General features: G+C 45.4%; 19 protein-coding genes. 8 read left to right on the plus strand and 11 right to left on the minus strand.

The annotated features are described in order from the left end of the window. Nucleotides 1–76: 76 nt before the first annotated feature. Together ACFQZT_RS22065 and ACFQZT_RS22070 are read right to left on the minus strand one after the other, a co-directional pair. Nucleotides 77–1,027, minus strand: a complete 951-nt coding sequence (locus ACFQZT_RS22065; RefSeq protein WP_379303105.1) for a stalk domain-containing protein — start codon at nt 1,025–1,027, stop codon at nt 77–79. Between the two features lie 13 nt (nt 1,028–1,040). After that, nucleotides 1,041–1,916 carry a helix-turn-helix domain-containing protein gene (locus ACFQZT_RS22070; protein ID WP_379303107.1) on the minus strand — a complete coding sequence of 292 codons (876 nt, stop codon included), beginning with the start codon at nt 1,914–1,916 and terminating at the stop codon, nt 1,041–1,043. A 136-nt stretch (nt 1,917–2,052) separates the two neighbouring features. Here ACFQZT_RS22070 and ACFQZT_RS22075 point away from each other — a divergent pair, with 136 nt between their 5' ends. The 3 genes from ACFQZT_RS22075 to ACFQZT_RS22085 all read left to right on the plus strand — a co-directional run bounded on the left by ACFQZT_RS22075 (nt 2,053) and on the right by ACFQZT_RS22085 (nt 6,157). Then, on the plus strand, nt 2,053–4,710 hold the full coding sequence (locus ACFQZT_RS22075; RefSeq protein WP_379303109.1) for a family 78 glycoside hydrolase catalytic domain: 2,658 nt from the start codon (nt 2,053–2,055) through the stop codon (nt 4,708–4,710). A gap of 83 nt (nt 4,711–4,793) precedes the next feature. Beyond that, on the plus strand, nt 4,794–5,225 hold the full coding sequence (locus tag ACFQZT_RS22080; RefSeq protein ID WP_379303111.1) for a hypothetical protein: 432 nt from the start codon (nt 4,794–4,796) through the stop codon (nt 5,223–5,225). A 569-nt stretch (nt 5,226–5,794) separates the two neighbouring features. Next, complete coding sequence (locus tag ACFQZT_RS22085) at nt 5,795–6,157, plus strand: winged helix-turn-helix transcriptional regulator (protein WP_379303113.1); 363 nt, start codon at nt 5,795–5,797, stop codon at nt 6,155–6,157. Here ACFQZT_RS22085 and ACFQZT_RS22090 read toward each other — a convergent pair. Both ACFQZT_RS22090 and ACFQZT_RS22095 read right to left on the minus strand, forming a co-directional pair. Next, nucleotides 6,116–7,435, minus strand: coding sequence for a sensor histidine kinase (locus ACFQZT_RS22090; RefSeq protein WP_379303115.1), 1,320 nt, complete (start codon nt 7,433–7,435; stop codon nt 6,116–6,118). The genes ACFQZT_RS22085 and ACFQZT_RS22090 overlap by 42 nt on opposite strands. Then, nucleotides 7,432–8,124 (minus strand): response regulator transcription factor, encoded by a 693-nt coding sequence (locus ACFQZT_RS22095; protein ID WP_379303117.1) that lies wholly within the window; start codon nt 8,122–8,124, stop codon nt 7,432–7,434. The genes ACFQZT_RS22090 and ACFQZT_RS22095 overlap by 4 nt, the downstream gene beginning before the upstream one ends. 183 nt (nt 8,125–8,307) lie before the next feature. On the opposite strand from ACFQZT_RS22095, the gene ACFQZT_RS22100 reads away from it, so the two are divergent. From ACFQZT_RS22100 to ACFQZT_RS22110, 3 genes are read left to right on the plus strand one after another with little or no spacing between them, the layout of a single operon-like run. Beyond that, on the plus strand, nt 8,308–8,694 hold the full coding sequence (locus ACFQZT_RS22100) for a DUF6220 domain-containing protein (RefSeq protein ID WP_379303119.1): 387 nt from the start codon (nt 8,308–8,310) through the stop codon (nt 8,692–8,694). Beyond that, nucleotides 8,691–10,214 carry an MDR family MFS transporter gene (locus ACFQZT_RS22105; protein ID WP_379303121.1) on the plus strand — a complete coding sequence of 508 codons (1,524 nt, stop codon included), beginning with the start codon at nt 8,691–8,693 and terminating at the stop codon, nt 10,212–10,214. The genes ACFQZT_RS22100 and ACFQZT_RS22105 overlap by 4 nt, the downstream gene beginning before the upstream one ends. A 1-nt stretch (nt 10,215) precedes the next feature. Then, on the plus strand, nt 10,216–10,860 hold the full coding sequence (locus ACFQZT_RS22110) for a DUF2306 domain-containing protein (RefSeq protein WP_379303123.1): 645 nt from the start codon (nt 10,216–10,218) through the stop codon (nt 10,858–10,860). Nucleotides 10,861–11,031: 171 nt separating this feature from the next. Here ACFQZT_RS22110 and ACFQZT_RS22115 read toward each other — a convergent pair whose 3' ends face one another. From ACFQZT_RS22115 to ACFQZT_RS22145, 7 genes are all read right to left on the minus strand, one after another. Then, nucleotides 11,032–13,005: an N-acetylmuramoyl-L-alanine amidase gene (locus ACFQZT_RS22115; RefSeq protein WP_379303125.1), complete on the minus strand. Its 1,974-nt coding sequence runs from the start codon at nt 13,003–13,005 to the stop codon at nt 11,032–11,034. Nucleotides 13,006–13,215: 210 nt separating this feature from the next. Continuing rightward, complete coding sequence (locus ACFQZT_RS22120) at nt 13,216–14,139, minus strand: S66 peptidase family protein (protein WP_379303127.1); 924 nt, start codon at nt 14,137–14,139, stop codon at nt 13,216–13,218. A gap of 78 nt (nt 14,140–14,217) precedes the next feature. After that, nucleotides 14,218–15,729: an oligosaccharide flippase family protein gene (locus tag ACFQZT_RS22125; protein WP_379303129.1), complete on the minus strand. Its 1,512-nt coding sequence runs from the start codon at nt 15,727–15,729 to the stop codon at nt 14,218–14,220. A gap of 83 nt (nt 15,730–15,812) precedes the next feature. Further along, nucleotides 15,813–16,937 (minus strand): amidase domain-containing protein, encoded by a 1,125-nt coding sequence (locus tag ACFQZT_RS22130; RefSeq protein WP_379303131.1) that lies wholly within the window; start codon nt 16,935–16,937, stop codon nt 15,813–15,815. 183 nt (nt 16,938–17,120) lie between these two features. After that, a complete protein-coding gene (locus ACFQZT_RS22135) occupies nt 17,121–17,720 on the minus strand; it encodes a C40 family peptidase (RefSeq protein WP_379303134.1) in 600 nt (199 codons plus the stop codon). A 72-nt stretch (nt 17,721–17,792) separates the two neighbouring features. Further along, nucleotides 17,793–17,993: a PspC domain-containing protein gene (locus ACFQZT_RS22140; RefSeq protein ID WP_379303136.1), complete on the minus strand. Its 201-nt coding sequence runs from the start codon at nt 17,991–17,993 to the stop codon at nt 17,793–17,795. Nucleotides 17,994–18,165: 172 nt separating this feature from the next. Beyond that, nucleotides 18,166–18,777, minus strand: a complete 612-nt coding sequence (locus ACFQZT_RS22145) for a DUF2238 domain-containing protein (protein ID WP_379303138.1) — start codon at nt 18,775–18,777, stop codon at nt 18,166–18,168. 162 nt (nt 18,778–18,939) lie between these two features. Here ACFQZT_RS22145 and ACFQZT_RS22150 point away from each other — a divergent pair, with 162 nt between their 5' ends. Together ACFQZT_RS22150 and ACFQZT_RS22155 are read left to right on the plus strand one after the other, a co-directional pair. After that, nucleotides 18,940–19,608 carry a CBO0543 family protein gene (locus ACFQZT_RS22150; RefSeq protein WP_379303140.1) on the plus strand — a complete coding sequence of 223 codons (669 nt, stop codon included), beginning with the start codon at nt 18,940–18,942 and terminating at the stop codon, nt 19,606–19,608. Between the two features lie 188 nt (nt 19,609–19,796). Next, on the plus strand, nt 19,797–21,119 hold the full coding sequence (locus ACFQZT_RS22155; RefSeq protein ID WP_379303142.1) for an ABC transporter substrate-binding protein: 1,323 nt from the start codon (nt 19,797–19,799) through the stop codon (nt 21,117–21,119). The last annotated feature ends 64 nt before the right edge of the window (nt 21,120–21,183 follow it).

Here is a 21,183-nt window from a genome sequence, read left to right on the forward strand (position 1 = left end):
GATTTCTCCGAAATTTAGCGTCAAACTTATACACTATTAACGACCTTTGTTCTTTGTCAAGCGGGTAACCCGAAGGTTACCCGCTCATTTCTTTGAAATTGGCCGATGGTTGCATGATGTGCATTCGAAGCGGGCCAAAATGAGTACTTTTAGTTGTGACTAGCTTAAGAAGCAGCCCGCTTGGGGACTGATCGGTTAGTCCGACACCTTTAATGAGGATACCTGTTGTCCCGTTATTGTCGCTACGAACTTCTGCAATTTCACCGGCCGTACCGATGAGATCCGCTTGCAGCTTTGCATCCAAGACGGTGATTTTCGAAGCAGGTGTTTGCGGCGGTAAGCTGAGCGTTGCTGCCATGGAATGTTCTGTAGAGACAGTCAGGCTGACATGAAGATCGGAGAGACCGAGCTTGGTATCGTCAAGCATCCGATAAACCGTATCTTTGCTGACATTTAGCACGATGCCTTCGGTACCCACACCTTTGGTGTGAATGGAGGCCTGGTCGCCGGACGGTTTAATCGAAGTGATAACGCCTGTCGTCTGAACTTTCTTTTGCTGTTCCTCAAGCGTGATGGAAACCGTATTGCCCTGCGTCGAGGCAGAACCGTGCAGTACTTTGTTTACAAAAGAGGGCACATATAATTTGTTATCCAATAGTTCAGGCGCCGCACCGAGGGAATTAAACATTTTATTGATCGTGTAGTGGTCTTCACCGGTTTTTACGGTTGTAAACAGGGTGTTTTTGTTTAGATCAACAGATAAGTTTTCTTGGTTCCAGACTAACGTGAATCCTAATCTCTCAGCAACGGCGCGGAGTGGCAGCATCGGTTCCGTCCCCTTCAATGGCAAATAACCGTGCTCATGAATCGACTCTCCGTTAATGGATATCGTTATAGGGGATACCGCGGCTTGGGTTGAAACGGTTATATCCGTTGTATTTGGTTGAGGGTTATCATTCGTTTGCGCATAGGCCGCTCCAGTTGTCATTAGGGTAGATAATGCGAGTACGGCCAGGCTTTTTTTCATTGTGTGCTTCTACCTATTTATTTGTTTTCCTATAATCCCCCGGTGTCAGACCCACAATTCTTTTAAATACCCGGTAAAACGACTGCGTATCCCGATATCCCACCATACTCGCGATAGAATCGATTTTTTCCGGTGTACCCCGCAGCAGCTCGCAGCTTAACCGAATGCGGCACTGCTGCAAATACGCATGAAACGATTGCCCGATTCGCGCTTTGAACAAACGGAAGAAGTGTCTCTCGCTTAGTTGGTACTTTTCTGCCATCGATTGCAGTGTGAAATTTTCTGCCGGATGATTTTGCATATAGGCCAAAGCTTGACCGATCGGATCGTCGGTTTTCTCAGCAGCGAATACATCTATTTGAGGGCAATGCATGAGATGGCGGGCAAGCTCGATCAATAGCTCAAGGAGAAGTGCGAATAGAAAGGTGGAAGAACCCGGTCGACCGAATGTATGCTCTTCGTGCATGCGCTGAAACGTGGACTCTAATGTCAAACGGCGATCCCGGACAGTCAAATATCCCTCGATTTCACTGTTTTCCAGCAATAGGGATTTCAATTGGAACTCAGGAATCAACTCGGTTATTTCATCGAGCAGCGATTCTGTGAATAGACAATTATAGACGATAAGCTTGTCCTCACGTTTGGTTGTATAAGGGCGGAATACATGCGAAGTTCCTACAGGTATGAAAAATAAGTCCCCTTTGGTGACAGGGAAGACCTCGTTATGAATATGATGGTAGCCTTTTCCGGATAAAACATATACGATTTCGAAAAAATCATGCTCGTGATAGTCCAACTGAAACCCTTCTTCGTTTCGATTCACATGAATGCGCATTCCTTCTTGAAACAAGTTTTTTCCAGCCAACTTACTTATATGACGACGGGTCATAGCAAGGCTCCTTTACCAACGAACTATCTTCCTAATCGATTGTCAACTTTACCATATAGTTATGTCAAGAATACAAGTATTCGCACAAAAATAAAAGTCTTACAATGAAGTTGATCATAAGGAGGGAGGCTGACAAATGAGCTCATTCAGTGTGTATGACGTACGTTGCAATTATAAAAGAAACCCACTGGGCATGGACGATGTTCAGCCGAGGATTAGCTGGAAAATTACGGCGGATGCCAGAAGTTTTATTCAAAAGGCCTATCAAATTCAAGTTGCTAGAGAGGCGAATTTCCTTGAACCGCTGCTCTGGGATACGGGAAAGGTGCATAGCGATCGAAGTACGCATCATGTATACGACGGCTCCGCGCTTCAATCTAGAACGCGCTACTTTTACAGAGTCCGAGTGTGGGATCGGGAGGATCGCGTTTCAAACTGGAGCGATACGGCTTACTGGGAGACAGCGTTCCTGGCGCAAACGGAATGGCAAGCTGATTGGATCAAGCTGCGATTGCCTGAAGACGACCAGGGCAACGAGCCGATTGCCTATTTACGAAAGTCTTTTTCACTTCGTGATCATGTAGCGACAGCGCGCATTTATGCAAGCTCGTTGGGCCTATATCAATTATTTCTGAATGGGCAGATCGCCGACGATACGTTGTTTAAACCGGGTTGGACGAGTTACGAGAAACGGCTGCAATACCAAACATTTGATGTGACAGGGCTGCTATCCAAAGGAGAGAACGTTATTGGAGCAATGCTCGGGAACGGTTGGTATAAAGGGAATTTAGGATGGGCGAGTCAAAAGGGTGTATACGGATCTGAGCGGGCGTTATTGATGCAGCTACATGTGATCTATACAGACGGCTCCGAGGAAATATTCAGTTCGGATGAGACATGGAAAGGGCATTCGGGCCCTTTATTGATGTCCGAGATTTATCATGGAGAGATATTTGACGCGCGGAAAAAACAGGACGGCTGGAACACGACAGACTTCGACGATGCTCAGTGGAAGGCCGCTAGCCATCACGAACATACCAAAGCGACATTGCTTGCGCAGGAGAACGAACCGACGCGAATCATCCAAACGCTGAAGCCGATTGAGGTGATTACGACACCGCGTGGAGAAACGGTGCTCGATCTTGGGCAAAACATGGTCGGAATGATGCGCTTTACCGTGAACTTGCCGGAGGGATCCGTCGTTACTTTACAGCATGCCGAAGTTCTCGATCGTGACGGGAATTTTTATACGGGCAACCTTCGTTCCGCCAAGCAAACGATTCGGTATATATGTCGTGGGGATGGTCCTGAATCCTACGAACCTTCCTTTTCTTTCCAAGGATTTCGTTATGTATGGGTAGACGGGGTACCAAAAGATAGGCTAATGAACGATTTTATTGGATGTGTGATTCATACGGATTTGGAAGCGAGCGGTACTTTTAGTTGTTCAGATGAGCTTATCAATCAATTGCAACATAATATTGTATGGGGACAAAAAGGGAATTTCCTGGATGTCCCAACGGATTGCCCGCAACGCGATGAGCGGCTCGGATGGACCGGAGATGCTCAGGTTTTCATACGAACGGCTGCTTTTAATATGCATGTAGCCCCGTTTTTCGAGAAGTGGCTCAAGGATTTGGCAGCGGATCAAAAGCCGGATGGCGGCGTTCCTCACGTCATACCGAATATACCTAAGGTCGGTTATGCTTCCGCCGCATGGGGCGACGCTGCTGTCATTTGTCCTTGGACGGTCTACGAATGCTATGGCGACACGCGAATACTTGAGAGTCAATATGCAAGCATGAAGGCATGGGTGGAATATATGCGTGCTCAAGGGGAGAATGAGTACCTCTGGAACACGGGCAAGCATTTCGGCGATTGGCTAGCCCTGGATGCGAAGGAAAACAGCTACATCGGTGCCACTCCGGATGATTTGATTGCGACGGCTTTTTACGCTTATTCAACCGGTATACTTGCTAAAACTGCCCGAATTCTTGGGAGGCACGAGGATGCGCTGTCCTACTCGGCGCTTCAGGAGCATATCGCGCAAGCTTTCAGGCAAGAGTTCGTTACGCCTAATGGACGCGTAGCCTCTCCAACGCAAACGGCGTACGTGCTTGCGCTGATGTTCGATCTGCTCGAGGAAAAAGATAGAGCCCGCACAGCCAGGATGCTTGCTGACCATATCGAGAAGAATGGAACGCATCTTACGACCGGTTTTGTCGGAACGCCCTATTTGTGCCATGTGCTTTCACGGTTCGGTTATACGGATTTGGCCTACAAGCTGTTGTTTCAAAAGGAATATCCGTCATGGCTTTATTCGGTTACGAAAGGGGCAACGACCATCTGGGAGCATTGGGATGGCATTAAATCGGATGGCTCGTTTTGGAATGACGATATGAACTCCTACAACCATTATGCCTACGGCGCAATCGGCGATTGGTTGTACCGGGTCGCTGTCGGGATCGATACAATGGAAGCAGAACCCGGCTATAAAGCGATCCGCATCAAACCGCATATGGGGGAGCAGCTCTCTTTTGCAGAGGCCACGCATCAGACGATGTACGGGGAGATTCAGGCAGGATGGAAGAAAGAGGATCACAACCGCATTGAATTATCTGTCGTGATTCCAGCCAATACGACAGCCGAAATCATTTTATCTCCTCTACCAATCAATCCAGTAATGGAAAGTGGCAGCCCGCTCATGAGCATGGAAGGTTTGCATTCCGTCGCAGAAGGCGAAGATGGATTGATCATTCGCGTCGGTTCCGGAAGTTACACTTTTAATTATTGAAGTAAAATCTTGGATAAAAAAAGCCCGATTGGAAATCCTATCTTTATTCAATTGAAGGATGATTCCAGGAGGGTAGCGACAACATGTTAAAGAAAATAGTTTTGATGCTAATGGCAAGTATGCTGGTTTTCTCCTTTTCAGTTCCAATGCTCGTAGAAGCCAAAACTTCCTTTAAGGCGCCGCGCAAAAGCTTCACACCGGCAGTACAGCATAAAACGTCACCCCACGATGTTTCTAAACATGAACCTGCGGGAACGACGACAAGAACGCCCGGTGTTACATCACCGAATGCCAAACCCGGATTTTTTAGCGGCGGTTTAATGAAAGGTTTGTTACTCGGAGGTTTGGCTGGCCTATTGTTCGGAGGCTTATTTGGAGGTATGGGCGCACTCGGTCATATGCTCGGTTTATTCGTAAACATTCTTGCTATTGTCCTCTTGTTTGTCCTTATCAAAAAGGTCGCAGCCTACTTCTATCAAAGAAGAAAAATGAATCAGGACCCGGAGAGGTACTAACGAATAAAACCATCCAAACTCAATTGGATGGTTTTTTATTTGCCCCTGACAGTCAAACTGTGAATATTGTGGATAATATTTACATGAAAATGGTCTAAGTCACAACTTGTGTGACTATTATATAGTAGTTACAAGTTATTTATTTTCTAAGTGTTCTCAGCCTTACTAAGATTGGGGGTGAGACGAATGAGATTTATTATAATTATCATCTCTATTTTAGGCAACGTTTCAACAATTATTGATTTTTGGTTTACAATGCGCAAATTTATCCGATGGCTTAAAAGTAAAAGGCGTTCGAAACAAACAAAGACCACCCTATAGGTTTAGCGGCCACGCAGGTGATCTTTATTTGTAACTATGGAAGGAATCCATTTGTTGGAGTCTGGGACTTTTATCCCTGACTCCTTATTTATTGTATTAGATAATGGTATTTCTATGACTCCTTTTATGCATTTTCATTTATAATTATTTTCGGTCAGGGATCGAATAACGTGAGTACATGCGAATCATTGACAGGATGGAGCGGGCATCATACTATAATTTGTAAGTATTTTGGAGAGGGTGAGCGTATGACGGAAAAAGCTAGATCCAGCATTTGTGAGGTCCTGCAAATTCTTGGCGCCAAATGGGCTTTCCTGGTGCTGGACGAACTTCTTAAGGGGCCGCAGCGCTTTAATCAGCTTCAAAGAAGCGTGTCTATCATTAAGACCCAGTCCCTAACGGACACGCTCCGCCATCTGGAACAAAATGGACTTGTGAGCCGCCAAGTGTTTCCTACTGTACCTGTGACGGTAGAGTATTCGTTGACCGAGAAAGGCAGCGATTTTCAAACCGCTCTGAAAGAAATGGACAAATGGGTGCAGAAATGGGGCAATCAAGAACAGCAGCATTTAGATAGCCGCAATCCAGCCCGTAAAAATCGCTCCTCCTAATTCCGACCGATTCCGGACGATGAGATCGCCATCATGTGCGCGCAGTATTCGTCGTGCGATCGTAAGGCCAAGACCGGTTCCTCCGCTTTCCGGATTTCGCGATTCATCTCCCCGGTAGAAAGGCTCGAAAATATGAGGCAAATCTTGATCAGAGATGCCTGGTCCCGTGTCTTCAACGGTAAAAGTGACCTGACTCTGCTCGCTGCGCCACTTCACTTTGATCGATCCGCCGGTTGGTGTATGCCTCAGAGCGTTGTCAAGCACGTTTCTCACCGCGCGGCTCAGCAAATGGGAGTCACCGTGAAGCGTGCAGCTGGCATCTGGAGACTCGAAGACAATTTCCACCTCTTTTTCACCGGCAATCGCTCGATAATCCTCTAGAGCAGCCGACAGCAATGAGCTAAACTCAATTTCCTCGAGACGACGGGCATCTCCTCCCATATATTCCATTTTCGTATAAGCAAAGAGATCGGAGACCAGGCGCTCCAACTGGTCGGCTTTTTGCGTACATATTGTGATGTATCTGGCCGTTTTCTCCGGGCTTTCGGCAAGCCCGCGTTCCAGCCTTGTTAAAAAACCACGCAGGACAAAAAGCGGCGTTCTAAGATCATGTGCGATCGCACTGAGAAAGAAACGACGTTCTTCTTCCATCTGGGACTGTCGTACAAGCGAATCCCGAAGCCCTTTCCCCATGACTTGGAAGGACGCCCTGACATCAGCGACTTCAGCGACGGTCGATCCGGGAAGTTCAAAATCCAGATCGCCTCCGGCAATCCGTCTGGCTGCTGCGCTCATGGCCTCAAGCGGTTTTACGACCACACGGCCCATTTGATATCCGATAAAAAAAATAACCAATACCGTGGAGAGTACGGCGCATATTGATGCCGCAACACTGCCTGGATCGGAGATGTATAAGAGCACATTCCCCAGCACTTGACCGCTTTCTATCACGGTTGCTTCGCGAGTGGGATCGGACCCGGACTTGATATCCGCGGAACGGAAAATTTCGTGATCCGCAGCGTCCAGAAGCAAAACTCTTACTTGAGAACGAGAGGTTTGATCACGTAAATCCGCTTGCCAGCCTGCCTCCCGCCAATGAGATGCGTTCATCGTAACCTTATTTAAAATGGATATTAATGCATTTTGTTGTTGTTCATGTAAGGCTCTCTCGAACACGAATCGATCCAGCATGCCAGGAATTTCATAGAACAAACGGGGAATGACAAGGATGACTAACATGCCGACAAGCATCAAGCGGCGTATTCTTAGCGTTTTCATCTTCTTACTCCTTCAAAGCGGTACCCGACTCCCCATACATTGGCAATGAGTTTGGGCTTCTTGGCATCGTCTTCAATCTTTTCGCGAATCCGACCGATATGTACCGTGACGGTATGCTTGTCGCCGACTCCGTCCCAAAATCGCTCCAGCAGCTGCTCATAAGTAAAGACTTGGCGCGGGTATTCCGCCAATAAACACAAGATTTCGAATTCCTTCGGTGTAAACGGCACATGTAGGCCGTCAATCCTTGCTTCATGTGCTTTTAAGTCAATAACCAGCCGATCGAAGTTTAATTCAAACTGCTGCTCTTTCTCGTTCTTACCTGAACGACGGAGCACGGCTTTTACACGTGCTACGACTTCCTCAGGCGTCGCGGATTTCACGATATAATCGTCTCCGCCTAAACTCAAACCTCGTATTTTGTCCACATCCTCGCCACGTGCGCTTAAGAACAAAATAGGCGTATCGCTTGTGCGGCGGATTTGGCGGCAAAGGTCGAAGCCGTTCTGACCAGGCATCATTACGTCCAGCAAGATACAATCCACACTCGTTTGTTTTAATATTTCCAAAGCGCTAGCGGCGTCGTAAACGCCGATTACGGTGAACTGTTCATCTTCGAGAAAATCGCGCATCAATTCCACGATGGTTTTATCGTCGTCGACGATCATTACCGTGCGCTTAATGTTCATAAATAAACCTCCAAATCGGATCTGGCTTCAATTGTACCATATGCCGTGTCTCGAGTTGCCGATTTGACTGAAACGGTATTCTTTGTTGAGCGTTTTGTGATTATTATCAGCATGAATTCGTGAGAATTAACGGTTAATGTAGGAGATGTGGTAAGGAAAAACGAACGGAAAAGGAGAAGGATTATGGAGATTGGTACTTTCGCCCGGTGGGGGCGGCTCATTTTTGAAATACTGGCTTGGCTTTTCTTACTCTGTATCATCGTTCAAGTATTTATCGCCGGCATGGCAACCTTTTCAGATTCGACCGATTGGGAAATACACAGGACGTTCGTGCGGAGTTTCGCGCTAACGCCGTTGGTTATGTTCCTGCTTACATTTGCAGGGAAAATGAATGGAAAAGTTCGCTGGTTAAGTCTGGGTTTGTTCGCGTTGATTATTTTTCAATTTCTTACTGTACAAGTGTTTAAATCCGTCTTTGTGTTGGCTGCGCTTCATCCGGTCATTGCGTTGCTGCTGTTCTGGGGTTCGATTACAACGCTGAGACGGATACCAAGGAGGCAGGCGCGATGAACCATAAAAACAAAATCGGATGGATTGTCGCCGGACTGCTGCTTGGTATTCTTATGGCGGCTATGGATAATACAATCGTCGCTACAGCGATGGGGACGATCGTAGGAGAACTTGGCGGATTCGACAAGTTCGTATGGATTACTTCCGCCTATATGGTCTCCATGATGGCCGGGACACCGATATTTGGTAAATTGTCCGATATGTACGGACGTAAAATGTTCTTCGTAACCGGTTTGACGCTGTTTATTCTCGGCTCCGTTCTGTGCGGAACCGCCCAAAGCATTGTGCAGCTAAGCGTGTACCGGGCTGTGCAGGGAATCGGAAGCGGTGCAATTATGCCGATCGCTTTTACGATTATTTTTGATATTTTCCCGCCTGAGAAACGAGGAAAAGTCAGCGGGGTGTTCGGATCTGTCTTCGGCGTTTCAAGTATTTTCGGCCCGTTGCTTGGCGCATTGTTGACAGAGACGCTCAATTGGCGCTGGATCTTTTACATCAACCTTCCACTTGGTATTCTATCGCTGGTCTTCATCGTATGCTTTTACCACGAATCGTTGCAACGCTCCAAACAAAAGATTGACTGGTGGGGGGCGGTTACCCTTGTTGCGGCAGTTGTCTCCCTTATGTTTGCACTGGAATTGGGCGGTAATGAGTATCCGTGGAATTCGGTAGAAATCATCGGTCTGTTCGCGGCGTTTGCTGTATTTCTTTCCTTTTTTCTGTATGTGGAGACCAAAGTTCAAGATCCGATCCTTTCTTTTCAAATGTTTAAGAATCGGCTATTTGCAGCAAGTAATGTCGCCTCATTATGTATTGGGATAACGTTTATTGCAGCTACCGTTTATATTCCTATCTTCGTTCAGGGCGTGCTCGGCGGTACCGCGGCGAACTCCGGAACGATTTTGACTCCTATGATGCTGGGCTCAGTCGCGGGCAGCCAGATCGGAGGATTTCTCACAAGTAAAACCAGTTACCGGAATATCATGCTCGGAGCCTGTTTGTTCTTTCTCGGCGGGATATCTTTACTGGGCACCCTGACGCCGGAAACGACACGGATGGCAGTTATGGGCGCGATGATCTTGACCGGATTCGGTGTAGGTTTCTCATTTTCGGTCCTCAACATGGCGGCTATACATCCATTCGATATGCGCCAGCGCGGTTCAGCGACGGGTACCAACCGATTTATGATATCGCTTGGTACGACACTCGGCATTACAGGATTCGGAATCATTCAACGCAGCCTCTTTACGAACAAAATGACGGGCAGTATCGGGGACGTGAGTTCAGGTATCGGGAACACGAACAGCCTATTGACACCGGCAGAGCGGCTAAAGCTTCCGCAGGAAACGCTGGATTCTATCGTATCTGCGCTATCGTCATCCATTTCTCAAACGTTTCTGTGGGCTTTAATCCCCGCAGCCCTGGGCGCAATCTCTATTTTCTTCATGACAAATGAACGTATGCCAGCTTCTTTTAAGCATGCGGCGAAGTCTTCAGAGCCAAAAAGGGAGACGGTATAAAATGGTGCGACAAAAGAGGATCGGTTGGATCCTATTCGTAGTCATTATTTTAGGCGTTGGGGGATTTGCCATTGCCCCGTATTTGCTGTTTGATCCCGCACTCAGTCGCATTAAGCTGAACAGCGCTGTTCCATACCAGTTTCCATTGCTGCTCGTTCATATCTTTATTTCGTTTATCGCCCTTGGCATAGGTTGGATTCAATTCATCCCAAGCTTGCGCCAAAAGCAAGCGCGCATTCATCGCTTTGTAGGTCGTATTTATCTGGGATGCATAGCCATTGGAGGTGCGACTGGTATTGTCGTGGGCTTGTTTGAGGAAAGCTACATTCGGCAATTGGCTTTTTGGACCTTGGCGGTCTTGTGGCTCTTCACCGGGTGGAAAGGATATCGCTCTGCGCTGAGGCGCAATTTTGAAGCGCACAGGTCGTGGATGATACGTAACTATGCCATGACTATGGTCGCAGTAAGCGCACGCATCGTAACTCCGATTTGCATCTTATTGTATTTCGCGGCGCACGGGAACTCCGCGGGTGGGGATATTGCAATGGTTTTGGGCAAAGTGCTTGAGGTAAACATCTGGTTAGGTTTGGTCATAAATGTTGTGATTTCAGAGTGGACCCTGCAGAGCTATTTTCGAAAACAATAACATAGCGGCAGCCAAGAAATAAATGCTGAACTATTGAAATGTCAGATTTGAAGTGGGCAGATGCCATACCTAATTTCCTTCTCATACACAAACGTATGAATTTATACGCAAAAGGACCGTAAGGGTAAACCCGACGGTCCTTTTGCGTGTAATTCTCCTGTCACAGTTCAGCTATTCGGCCGAAGAATCGGAATCGCCGGAATCGTTTCCGTCGTGATTCTCCTCTTCATACCCCCGCTGCTTCTGGACTTTCTCAACATCCGAGGCTCTAACAAATGCGAAGCGGTGGTTAAAGTAGATCCGGTAGAACTCTTCCTTTCCTTTGACCAGCTTATGGGTCGCATAAGGGTCATTCGTAAATACCGAGGCATAATAATAATCACTTTTTACTTTTTCCACGGCAACATAGACCTGATCTTGCGGAATGGTGTACTGCAGTGGAATCAGCACTTTAGGCGAGATATCGGAAGGATATGCTGCTGCTTCCGGATAAGCGGCGCCATAGACCGAAATGGAAACCGTGCCGGCTTTCGGAGTGATTGGCATCCCTTTGCCTGAGACCGTATTCTTTCCCTGCGGGTTATGAAACCAGGCTTTTTGCCCCCCGTACCAGATTGCGGTCCATTCACCCAGTTTGTCTGCGAGTGAGAAAGTCTGCCCTACGGAAGCTTTGGCGCCTATACTGAGACCTTCATGCTTGTCTTGACCGACAAGGGCCGGATCATCAATCAAGTCAGCATAAAAGCTAGGCTCTTTATATAAATAAACGAAGTTGGACGGCTGAGCAGGCGCATCCTTGATGTATGGCTGATTGCTCTTGAAATCGGGCTTGATGGTCACCATGCCTTTGGAGCCGTGCTTGGAAACGATTGGAGCTCCAACCAACTGCATATAATGTTCCCAATCCCAGAAAGGACCGGGATCCTGATGCATAAGCGGTTGGCGCGCCGGAGATAGACCCGGTATTTCATCATGACCGATAATATGGGCACGATCGCGTGGAATATCGTATTTCTCAGCCAGATAGCGAACAAGGGCAGCAGAAGAACGATAAAGCCGCTCGGTGAACCAGGTTGCTCCTTGCATGGCGAAGCCCTCATGCTCCAGGCCTATGGAATGCATATTGAAGTACCAGTTGCCGGCATGCCATGCTACATTCTTGGTCTTGACCATTTGCGTGATTTGACCGTCGGACGACCGGAGAACATAGTGGGCGCTAACCGAAGCGTTAGGGTTGGTGAATAAGTCAATCGTTCCCTGGTAGCTTACTTCAGTGTCATGAATGATGATATAACGGATATCGGGACCGAATTTGGGACGGTCGGCAAGATCATAATTGGAATAGTCCGTCGGGTTGTTTCCGTTCTGCTGATAGGCAGCAGGAATAAATCTGCAGTCGAGATTGCGCGGACACTCGGCGGCATCGGGTTTGGTTTCGCGCAGATGAAGTGTTTTGGCGGATTCGAGATTAGGCTTTACTTCTTTGGACGACAGCTCTACCTGTTGTCCTTCTGGAGTTTTCCTAGCCATTCCCTGCTGAATCGTTTCATACACGCCATTAGCGAAATCCAGGGCAGCCGCCGATTCTGAAGATCCGCTATATTTGGCAACGGCACCATACCAATCAGATTCCGCTACCGGTAGTTTACCGAGCGTTTCCTGCGCGTACTTTGCCAGCAGTGCGGCTCCGCCCCGGATATTGCTGGCAGGATCTCGTTTTAATAATTCCGGATCGACTTTCAATAGCTGGGCAGCCGCAGACAGCGTATGCAGATTCGGATCGTTCAACGAAGCTGATGTCTTATCCTCGTCGCCGTTCCCCTTCTCATCATTCTTTTCCCGCTGCGTAAAGTCGGTCAGATGCATGATACCGTATCCCCCGGAGGTGCTGGGCTGTCCATTATGGTGCTCCCACCTTGAAAGGTTGTAGGAGACGGACATCAAAATGCTCACGGGCACTCCGAACTCCTTGGCGGCGGAAGCGAAGGCCTCTTGCAACGAATCCGTCTTGACTTGTTCGGCGTAGACCTTAGACGGGGCTTGGAAAGAACCGGCAAGCCCAGGTGTGAATCCGGTAGCCGCTAGTAGGGCGACTGCCAGGGAGATCGACAGCTTTTTCCAATGAAATCCTAGTATTAGTTTCAACAATTTCCCTCCCGAATGAAGATGATGATTACAACTTGGCAAAAAGCCTTCTTCAATCCTCCTTCCATAAAATGGGACTCCGTTTCTATTATAATTTGCTAGAATTAAAATTTCAAATATTTAAATGAAATTTGAAATATTTTTTCTGAAGCTCAATGAGGCTGCCGGATCGTCTCATCCCTGGCAGCCTTATGGTGTAAATATTGAGCTTTACATTCTGACCGAAGGCTCGAGTACGGTAAGCATGTTATTGTTTGTATTTAAGTTGACATTGGCCCCTATTGGGATTGCTGCTTTATAGTAACCGTGTGCCGTGCTTAAGTTGGTCATGAGGGGTTTTCCTAAAGGAACAATTAACTCCTGGATCAATTTCTCGTAAGACGTATTGTACGATATAGTGCAGCCCGTGCATTGGCCCATCACAATGCCGATACAATCACGAAACTTTCCCGCCATCCTCAATTGAGTCAAATAACGGTAAATCGTATTGGAGGGTGCGTGTGTTTCCTCCAGTAATAATATTTTCCCAGTGGTATTAACTTCGTATGGAGTCCCAAGAGTACCAACCAGTGAAGTAAGATTTCCTCCTACGATTGGTCCGGTAACATTTCCTCCTATTAAACTGGTCAATTGCAATCCGGGCGGATTCTGAATGATTCTTGGAGCGGTTAAGGTTGATGTAGCGGAAAAAAATTGGTTGAAATTATAAGCTGGAGTGTCCGCATTAAAATCAATTAACAAAAGACTTTGGAAAGTAATTAAATCCGCGAGTTGGTAAAGGATATTTAATAAAATGGTTATATCGCTGTACCCAGTTACTATTTTAGGATTATTTCTTATGAATCCGAAGTCAAGGTACGGAAATATATCCGCAACCCCAGTGCCTCCTCTTGCAGGCAGGATCATTTTAACATTATGATTCCTAAACATACTCATAAGGTCTTCAGCACGCTGCTGAGCTGTAGCGGCAACGATCCCATCATAGTAGTAGACATATTTTCCATAAGCTACATTGAACCCCATACTTTCAAGGAAACTAATTCGCGCATCAATGATACTGGCGTCGAGTGGGCTTCCCAGCGTAACAATTCCAACGGTATCTCCTCTTTGTAATAGGGGCGGCTTTGCAGCCATAGTGATGCCTCCTTTCTAAAAACACTCTGTTGCCTTATATGCGGTTGCCGAATAAATCATGACTTTGAATCCGCCATATCATATAAGGCGACGTTCCTTTTTCAAGAAACGAATTAAAATATAGACGATTAAGAAACCGTATATTAACGTCATTTCACCAATAGATTGTACGAGGCGGGGCAGATGAACAGCTTGAGAGGTTAGTCTGGTTAAAAACAAAGTTGCGGCAAAAAGTAAGATGATGACGATCGTGCTGGAAGTTAATCCATTTAGGAGCCCTTTCATATAGGTTCTTAGCTTTTTCATATTCCATAAGGCCGCAATCATTTCTAGAGAAAGCATCCCTGTAGCAGCTCCCACATAGGTGATTCCAGGTATGGCGATTAAATAATAATTGAGCGCCAATGAAATCATTACTCCGATAATTAGCCCGATTAGAGGGTTTTTTTTGTCTCCGATTCCCCACAAAGCAATGGTGGAAAGTTCCCGGATTCCTGATAATAAGGGGATCAACAACATATAACGAATACAGGAATCCGCCGAACTATTCGAAAATAATAAATTGGAAAGATCCTCGGCATAAAAGAACAAAACAATAGCAGAACCGCATCCCCAGAGCCAAACGGCTTGCAACGCTGATTGGATACGCCAAACAAATCGGTCCCGCCGTCCGGCTTGCCAATCTGTTGTAATTTTGGTGGACAACGTGTAGGCAAGAGCGAATGTTACGAGTGTAGGCATGTACACGATCGTTGCAGCCATGCCTGAAATAATACCGTAAACCGAAACTGAATCTGAGACGCTCATACCTGCAGCTTGCAGCCGATGCGGAATAATGATGGCATCGAGAAAATCCGAGACGGGAACAATAGAACGTGTGGCAAGAATGGAAAGTGCCGAGAAGATAAACAAACATATATCTGACTTTTTTAACTGCCGTAAAGTCGTTTTGTTATCGTTAACATTTAGTTTGTGAATGGTTGAACTTATGAGTACGATCAGTAAAAAGCATAATGATATTAGAGCGCCAACAGGGGCTCCTAACATTGAGCCCCCGACTGCATTGGGGATACCGAACCTTAACCACATTGTTGTAATTGTGATCATTGCAGCTACGCGGAACAACTGTTCAATAAGCTCTGATACCGCAATATACCCGTAATATTCCAAACCTTGAAGAAAGCCGCGTAAAAAACTAAGGAAGGGTACGATTGCAATTGCCGGAGCAATACATTGTATGGCGAATTCTAGATGAGCGTCACCCAGCAGGAGAGAAAGAGGGGATGCATAGCTATAGCAATAAAATCCCAACACAATACCTGAAAAGGCCAGAAAAATACCGGCTCCTTTAAATAACAGCCATCCTTGCTTGCGGTTACTTGCTGTAGCAAGGGAAATTGCTGTAGGAAATCCTCCTGTAATAACAGTAAGGATTAGCGCATAGACGGAATACGCCATTTGATAAAGTCCTATGCCTTCGGATCCAAGCAACCGGAATAACACAATCCGGGCAAAAAAACCTATGACCTTTACAAGAAAAATGGCACCCGTACGAAGTGCCATCTGTGTTGCCAGTTTGGGTACGATCATGGATCACCTCAAATATCCTTATGCGCCTTGTCCTAATTATCTTATTGCACAAGCCACTCAGATATGATTGGAGGTGAGACAAGTCAGTCATTAATGTGAATTAATAAATATTTCGTGTTTTTATCCCAACCGAGGTCGAAAGGCACGCGATATCGATCCGCTGTATGGGAATTGACAAGCGGATACCCATTATAGTCAAAGCCAACCAGGATCGAAAAATGATCGATATCCCCATCCATTTCATAAGCAATTAGATCTCCCGGCTTTAATGCCGCAACGGCTCCGCCAGAAAATTTGTCATTTGGCTTAACTACATCCGTAAAATAGCCTTTGGCTACGAGTCTGCCGTACCCGGAATGCAATAAGAAATCTTTAAATGAATCCGTCCGTACCCAAGCTTGGCTCCCCTCTGAACGGTAATGCCATCCCGATTTCATTCGCAGTCCGCCGCCTTCGTCTTTATCCCCGAGCACTTGCGAAGCAAAGTTGGTGCAATCTCCTCCTTGATATGTATAATCCATATACTTTTTATTGTACCGATGATCGTTACCGGCCCCCCATGCGGCTCCTGCATATTTATTGGCGTATACTAATGCCCGTTCTCTATTGTAGCCCTTCTTTGCAACATCGCCCTTTTGAACGGTATACGTTTTGGATTTCAAGAAAGCAGGATTCGGGAAACCATTGAATTCAGGAATTAATTTCGGATTTTCCGTCAGCGGATCGGTATACCATTCGCGGTGCACGAACCATTCGCCATTCATTTTCTTTAGCGTCAACGCATGCCTTGTTCCTATGCCGAACAACTGCGGATTATACTTATCTGTATTGTAGACATAACTTAATTGTAAGCTATGTTTTAATGAAACCTTCGCCAAGTCCCCTTCTTTTTTGATGCGATTAATCTGGATATTGCTTTTTGCCGCGGAAAAAACGATGCTCCTTTTTTCCGCCCAAGTGTTGATATAATTGCTCCGGAGCAGTTCCTGTTCATAAGCAAACTGGCTTATTTTGTCCGTATTCTCATAAAAATGATGAATAGCTTCCGGCTGCCGATCAATTAACAAACGGGTTCTTTCATTGAAAAGTTTGCTTAAAAAAGCTTGTATATCCCGTGTTTCCTGATCTGTGTCGGCAGCAAAAAGATGAGCAGGACAAAGAAGCATACACCATATGATCATAATCCAATTCAATCGTTTGATTTTCATAATCCCAACAGATCCTCCGGTAGAAAGCTACATAATATCGAGAATAGCGCATCTTATTTTGACGCTTACCAAGGGATCTTATCCATGAAAATCGAAATAGCCTCTGAGTAAAGCTGCTGACAACAAAAAAGCAGCCGGGGAAAATTCGTCCCGAACTGCCTTTGTCTGTGAACATATTCGCGTCTAGCCAGGGATTACTCTTCTGGCAAGCAGGTAATGCTGGTACCAATATTCGCCTTCTTTTTTATCCTTATGAATATTACTAATGATGACTCCAGTTCCTTGTTCATAAGTATGAAGAATATGCCCATCCCCCATATAAATGCCGACATGCCGCACTTTATTTAATCCAGTCTCGTTGGGGAAATCTTCATCGGAGAAAAACATGACATCCCCTTTGCGCAAATTAATAAATGGAATTTCTTGTCCCTGCACAGCCTGTTCTCTAGCGTTATAGCCTAATTTAATCCCTTGCTTCGCATAAAGATATTGTACGTAAGAAGAACAATCGAATGCTTTGTCATTAAATCTCTCTGCACCATAGACATAGGGCGCTCCGATATAACGAACCCCCTCCGAAATAATCGCATCAGCGGTTTTTTCCCATTGAGCCTGATCAGTCGCTTCATTAATCTTTATAGGTCTCACATCATTAGCGGCATAGGGTTTAGTCCCATCGGTTCCATCAGTTCCTTTTTTTAAACTGCAAGCGGATAATCCTCCAAAGAGAATCGTAGGGACTACTACCATTTTAATTATATTTTTACATAATCTTTTGATCATATAACCACCTCCAACGGGTAGTTATATTGTGATTATTCAGGTGAAAATCTATTCTGAGTAATTGGTGGATATTTAACTATAAGGCAGATAAGAATCTTTTGGGATCAGCAAACTGGCGATGAAGTAAAGAAGCACTGTGGTACCAAAGCTGAAGAATGCTGAAATTACCAAAACGAGACGGATGAGCGTAGAATCAACACCTAAATATTGAGCGATCCCTCCGCAAATTCCTGTCAATCGGCTGTCTGTTGTCGAACGAAATATTTTTTTCATGTTCATTTTCTCCTCTCAATTTATGATTTCGACTGTGAAAGAGTCGGTAACATCTTGTCTTTCATGTCTTTATTGTAAGGGATCTGCGAGTTCGGGAAAACAGACTGACGACGGTGTTGCATGCTGGTCCTAAGTCGGGGATCGCGCTTGACTTGGGGCGAAGACAGTTGATTTATGATTTATCAACATCAATAAGGGGTAATTCTTTTTTCCTTGCTTTATAAGTTAAATATCGGCTCGTTGCAACAGCGCCTATTGTCCCGCAAATGATATCCCACATTGTATCGAGGAGGCTTCCTTGTTGGGAATTAAGCCCGAATAACCAGTCTGTGGTAAACTCATAAATTTCCCAACAACCGGCCATTGCAACGGCGAAAAAGAAACTGAACCATATCGCGATTTTGGATTGGAACCTGAGTATATCTGCATTCGTATTGATTTTTATGAAAAACAGAAGTCCGACAAAGCAAAGGATCACCCCCGAAAACAAATGCTCGATTTTATCCAAATAAGGAATGACGCTATAAAATCCAAACTCATTTCCCAAAAACATCGCAACAAAGATGAAGAGCAATATGGAAAAACGCAGTGCGGGAAACATGTTGGCCTTCGTATATTTAATTAAAGTCCGGATTAGAGCCAATACGGCAATAATTAATATCGCCTCGAAAACCTTTGCATGGATGCCCTTAACTAGAAAATAAAAAAAGCAAACGGCTGCAAGCGCGTATAACGCAACCTCCAAGTAATCATTCCATTTGTCTTTTGGCGAATGCTTGATCATATGAACCCCTCCCTTACCAGTTTTAGTATAGTATTCCTGCTTTTATATTTTGCAAAAATCGAAAATCCAATCATCCGAAATAGGAAGATCTCAATAACCAATTGGATTGAGAGTGGAAGTCATGGGGTATAATAACTACAAATTTGGTGAGGAGGAACTACCGTGGGTACAGGGCAACTACAGCAATTGGAGCAGATCACCAAACTCCATGAGAGAGTAACTAACGTTTCTAAAGATTATTGGATGCATTATTCCAACTTGAATACATGGCAATTTTGGGTCGCAGTAGCATTTCTCATCGTGCCATTAGTGGCGTTGTACTTTTTAATTGACAGAAGGAAGGCCTTACTCATTGGGTTCTTTGGGTTAAATATACACGTATGGTTCCATTACGCAGATATATTTTGCGTTATGCACGGTTTGGTCACTTACCCGTATAAAATGATGCCTTTCTTTCCTGCAAGTGTGGCATTGGATACATCCTTAATTCCAGTGACATTTATGCTGTTGTATCAATGGACTTTGAATAAAAACAAAAATTATTACCTCTATGCAACCGCATATTCGTTGTTTCTTTCATTTTTGTTTAAACCGGCATTAATCACTTTTGGACTTTTTCGTATCTACAAAGGGATGAATTATTTTTACATATTTATGATTTACGTGATAGTCTTTGTAATCGCCAAATGGATAACGAATCTTTTTATACATTTTCAAAAAGAAATGCGTCAAATCGATCAAGCCAGAGGTGCTGATCCGATCGAAGCTACAATCATGAATAGTGAGAGGTTCAGTATTAAAAGGTTGTTTAAAAAAGAGAAAGCAAAATAAGATCATCCGGCTGACAACGAGCAAGGGGAAACATGTTGTCAGCCTTTTTTTGTGCTAAGTTAGAGGGAGTAAATAAATGAGCGCATGCATCTAATATCCATGGCATATGTAAGCGCAATCAAATTTGATAGCATGAGGATATCAACAATATACAGATGTTGAAACAAAATTAGGGAGGTTCAAACAAGATGAAGAAACTAGCAAGTGCCGCGATACTTTCGGCGCTATCCTTGTCCATCGCTTTGACAGGATGTTCCCAAAGGCCGGAATCGGCATCAACCAAGCCCGCAGATACAACGAAACCGGCGGAGTCGCCGAAAAGCACAGCTGCAGCAGCAGGTGGTGGCATTAAGAAGAGAATTACTGTTTACGGTACAACGAACGATAAGCCTGTTCAAGAAGTGTATAAACAAATTGCAAACGATTACATCAAGGATAACCCGAATATCGATGTTGATTTGGAATTCCCGGGCAGCGAGTATGAAAATATGATGAAAGTAAAAATGGCGGCTAACGATTTACCGGATATATTCGATACTCACGGCTGGGCCGTCATCCGATACGGCAAATATTTGGCCGATCTCAAGGATCAACCGTGGACGTCGCAAATGACCGATACGATTAAGGATGTCGTTACGGATAAAGCCGGCAAAGTCCATGCGCTAGTCTTGAGCGAAGCGAAGGACGGCTTAACCTACAATGTCGATCTTTTGAAAAAATACAATATCGAGCCGCCGAAAACGTTCGATGAATTGATGGCGGCTGCCGGAAAGCTGAAAGCGGAAAGTAACGGCGAGGTGACGCCATTTTACTTCTCCGGCATCGACGACTGGATGATCGGACAATTTTTCGACTATTTTGCAACCTCACTTCTTGTAAGTCCGAAGCAAAATGAAGCACAAAACCTGCTCGATAATAAAGTGGATTGGAACAAATGGAACCCGCTGCCGGAGAAATTCCTGGAGATGTCGAAGAAAGGTTATATGAATAAAGATGTCTTGACGGCCAAATATAGCGATCTGTCGACTCTTTTTGCACAAGGAAAAGTTGCTTTCACCCTTCTAGGACCTTCCTTTGCGGATGAAGTGCATAAAGTGAATCCGAACGTAAAAATCGGATTTATGCCGGTTCCATCGATGGCAGCAGGAGACGAGCCTAACTTCTCCGGCGGGGAAAGATATACGATGGGTGTTTTCAAAGACAGCAAAAATTTGGATGAAGCAAAAAAATTGGTCGCCTTCTTTGCAAAGCCTGAAAATATGGCGAAATTCGCTAATGTGACCAAGCTTCCTCCGGGTCTGAAGGGTGTCACGGCCCAGCATGAATTTACGGAGTATTACGATAAATATGCAAATGTACGTGTATTCCCGTACTTTGACCGGGTGTACCTGCCCAATGGCATGTGGGATGTTCTTTGCAAGACTGGATCTGCCCTATTGGCCGGTCAAGTAACGCCACAGCAATATTCGGACAAAATGAAGCAAGAAGTCGAGCGCTTAAGGAACAAGTAACAGGGATCCATGTTTAAGGCGGGGGGGCGATTGTCCCCCCTCTTGACGAACACGATTAAACGAA

It is taken from the genome of Paenibacillus sp. GCM10027628 (genome assembly GCF_042676385.1).
In the GTDB taxonomy this organism is placed as follows: Bacteria; Bacillota; Bacilli; order Paenibacillales; family NBRC-103111; genus Paenibacillus_E.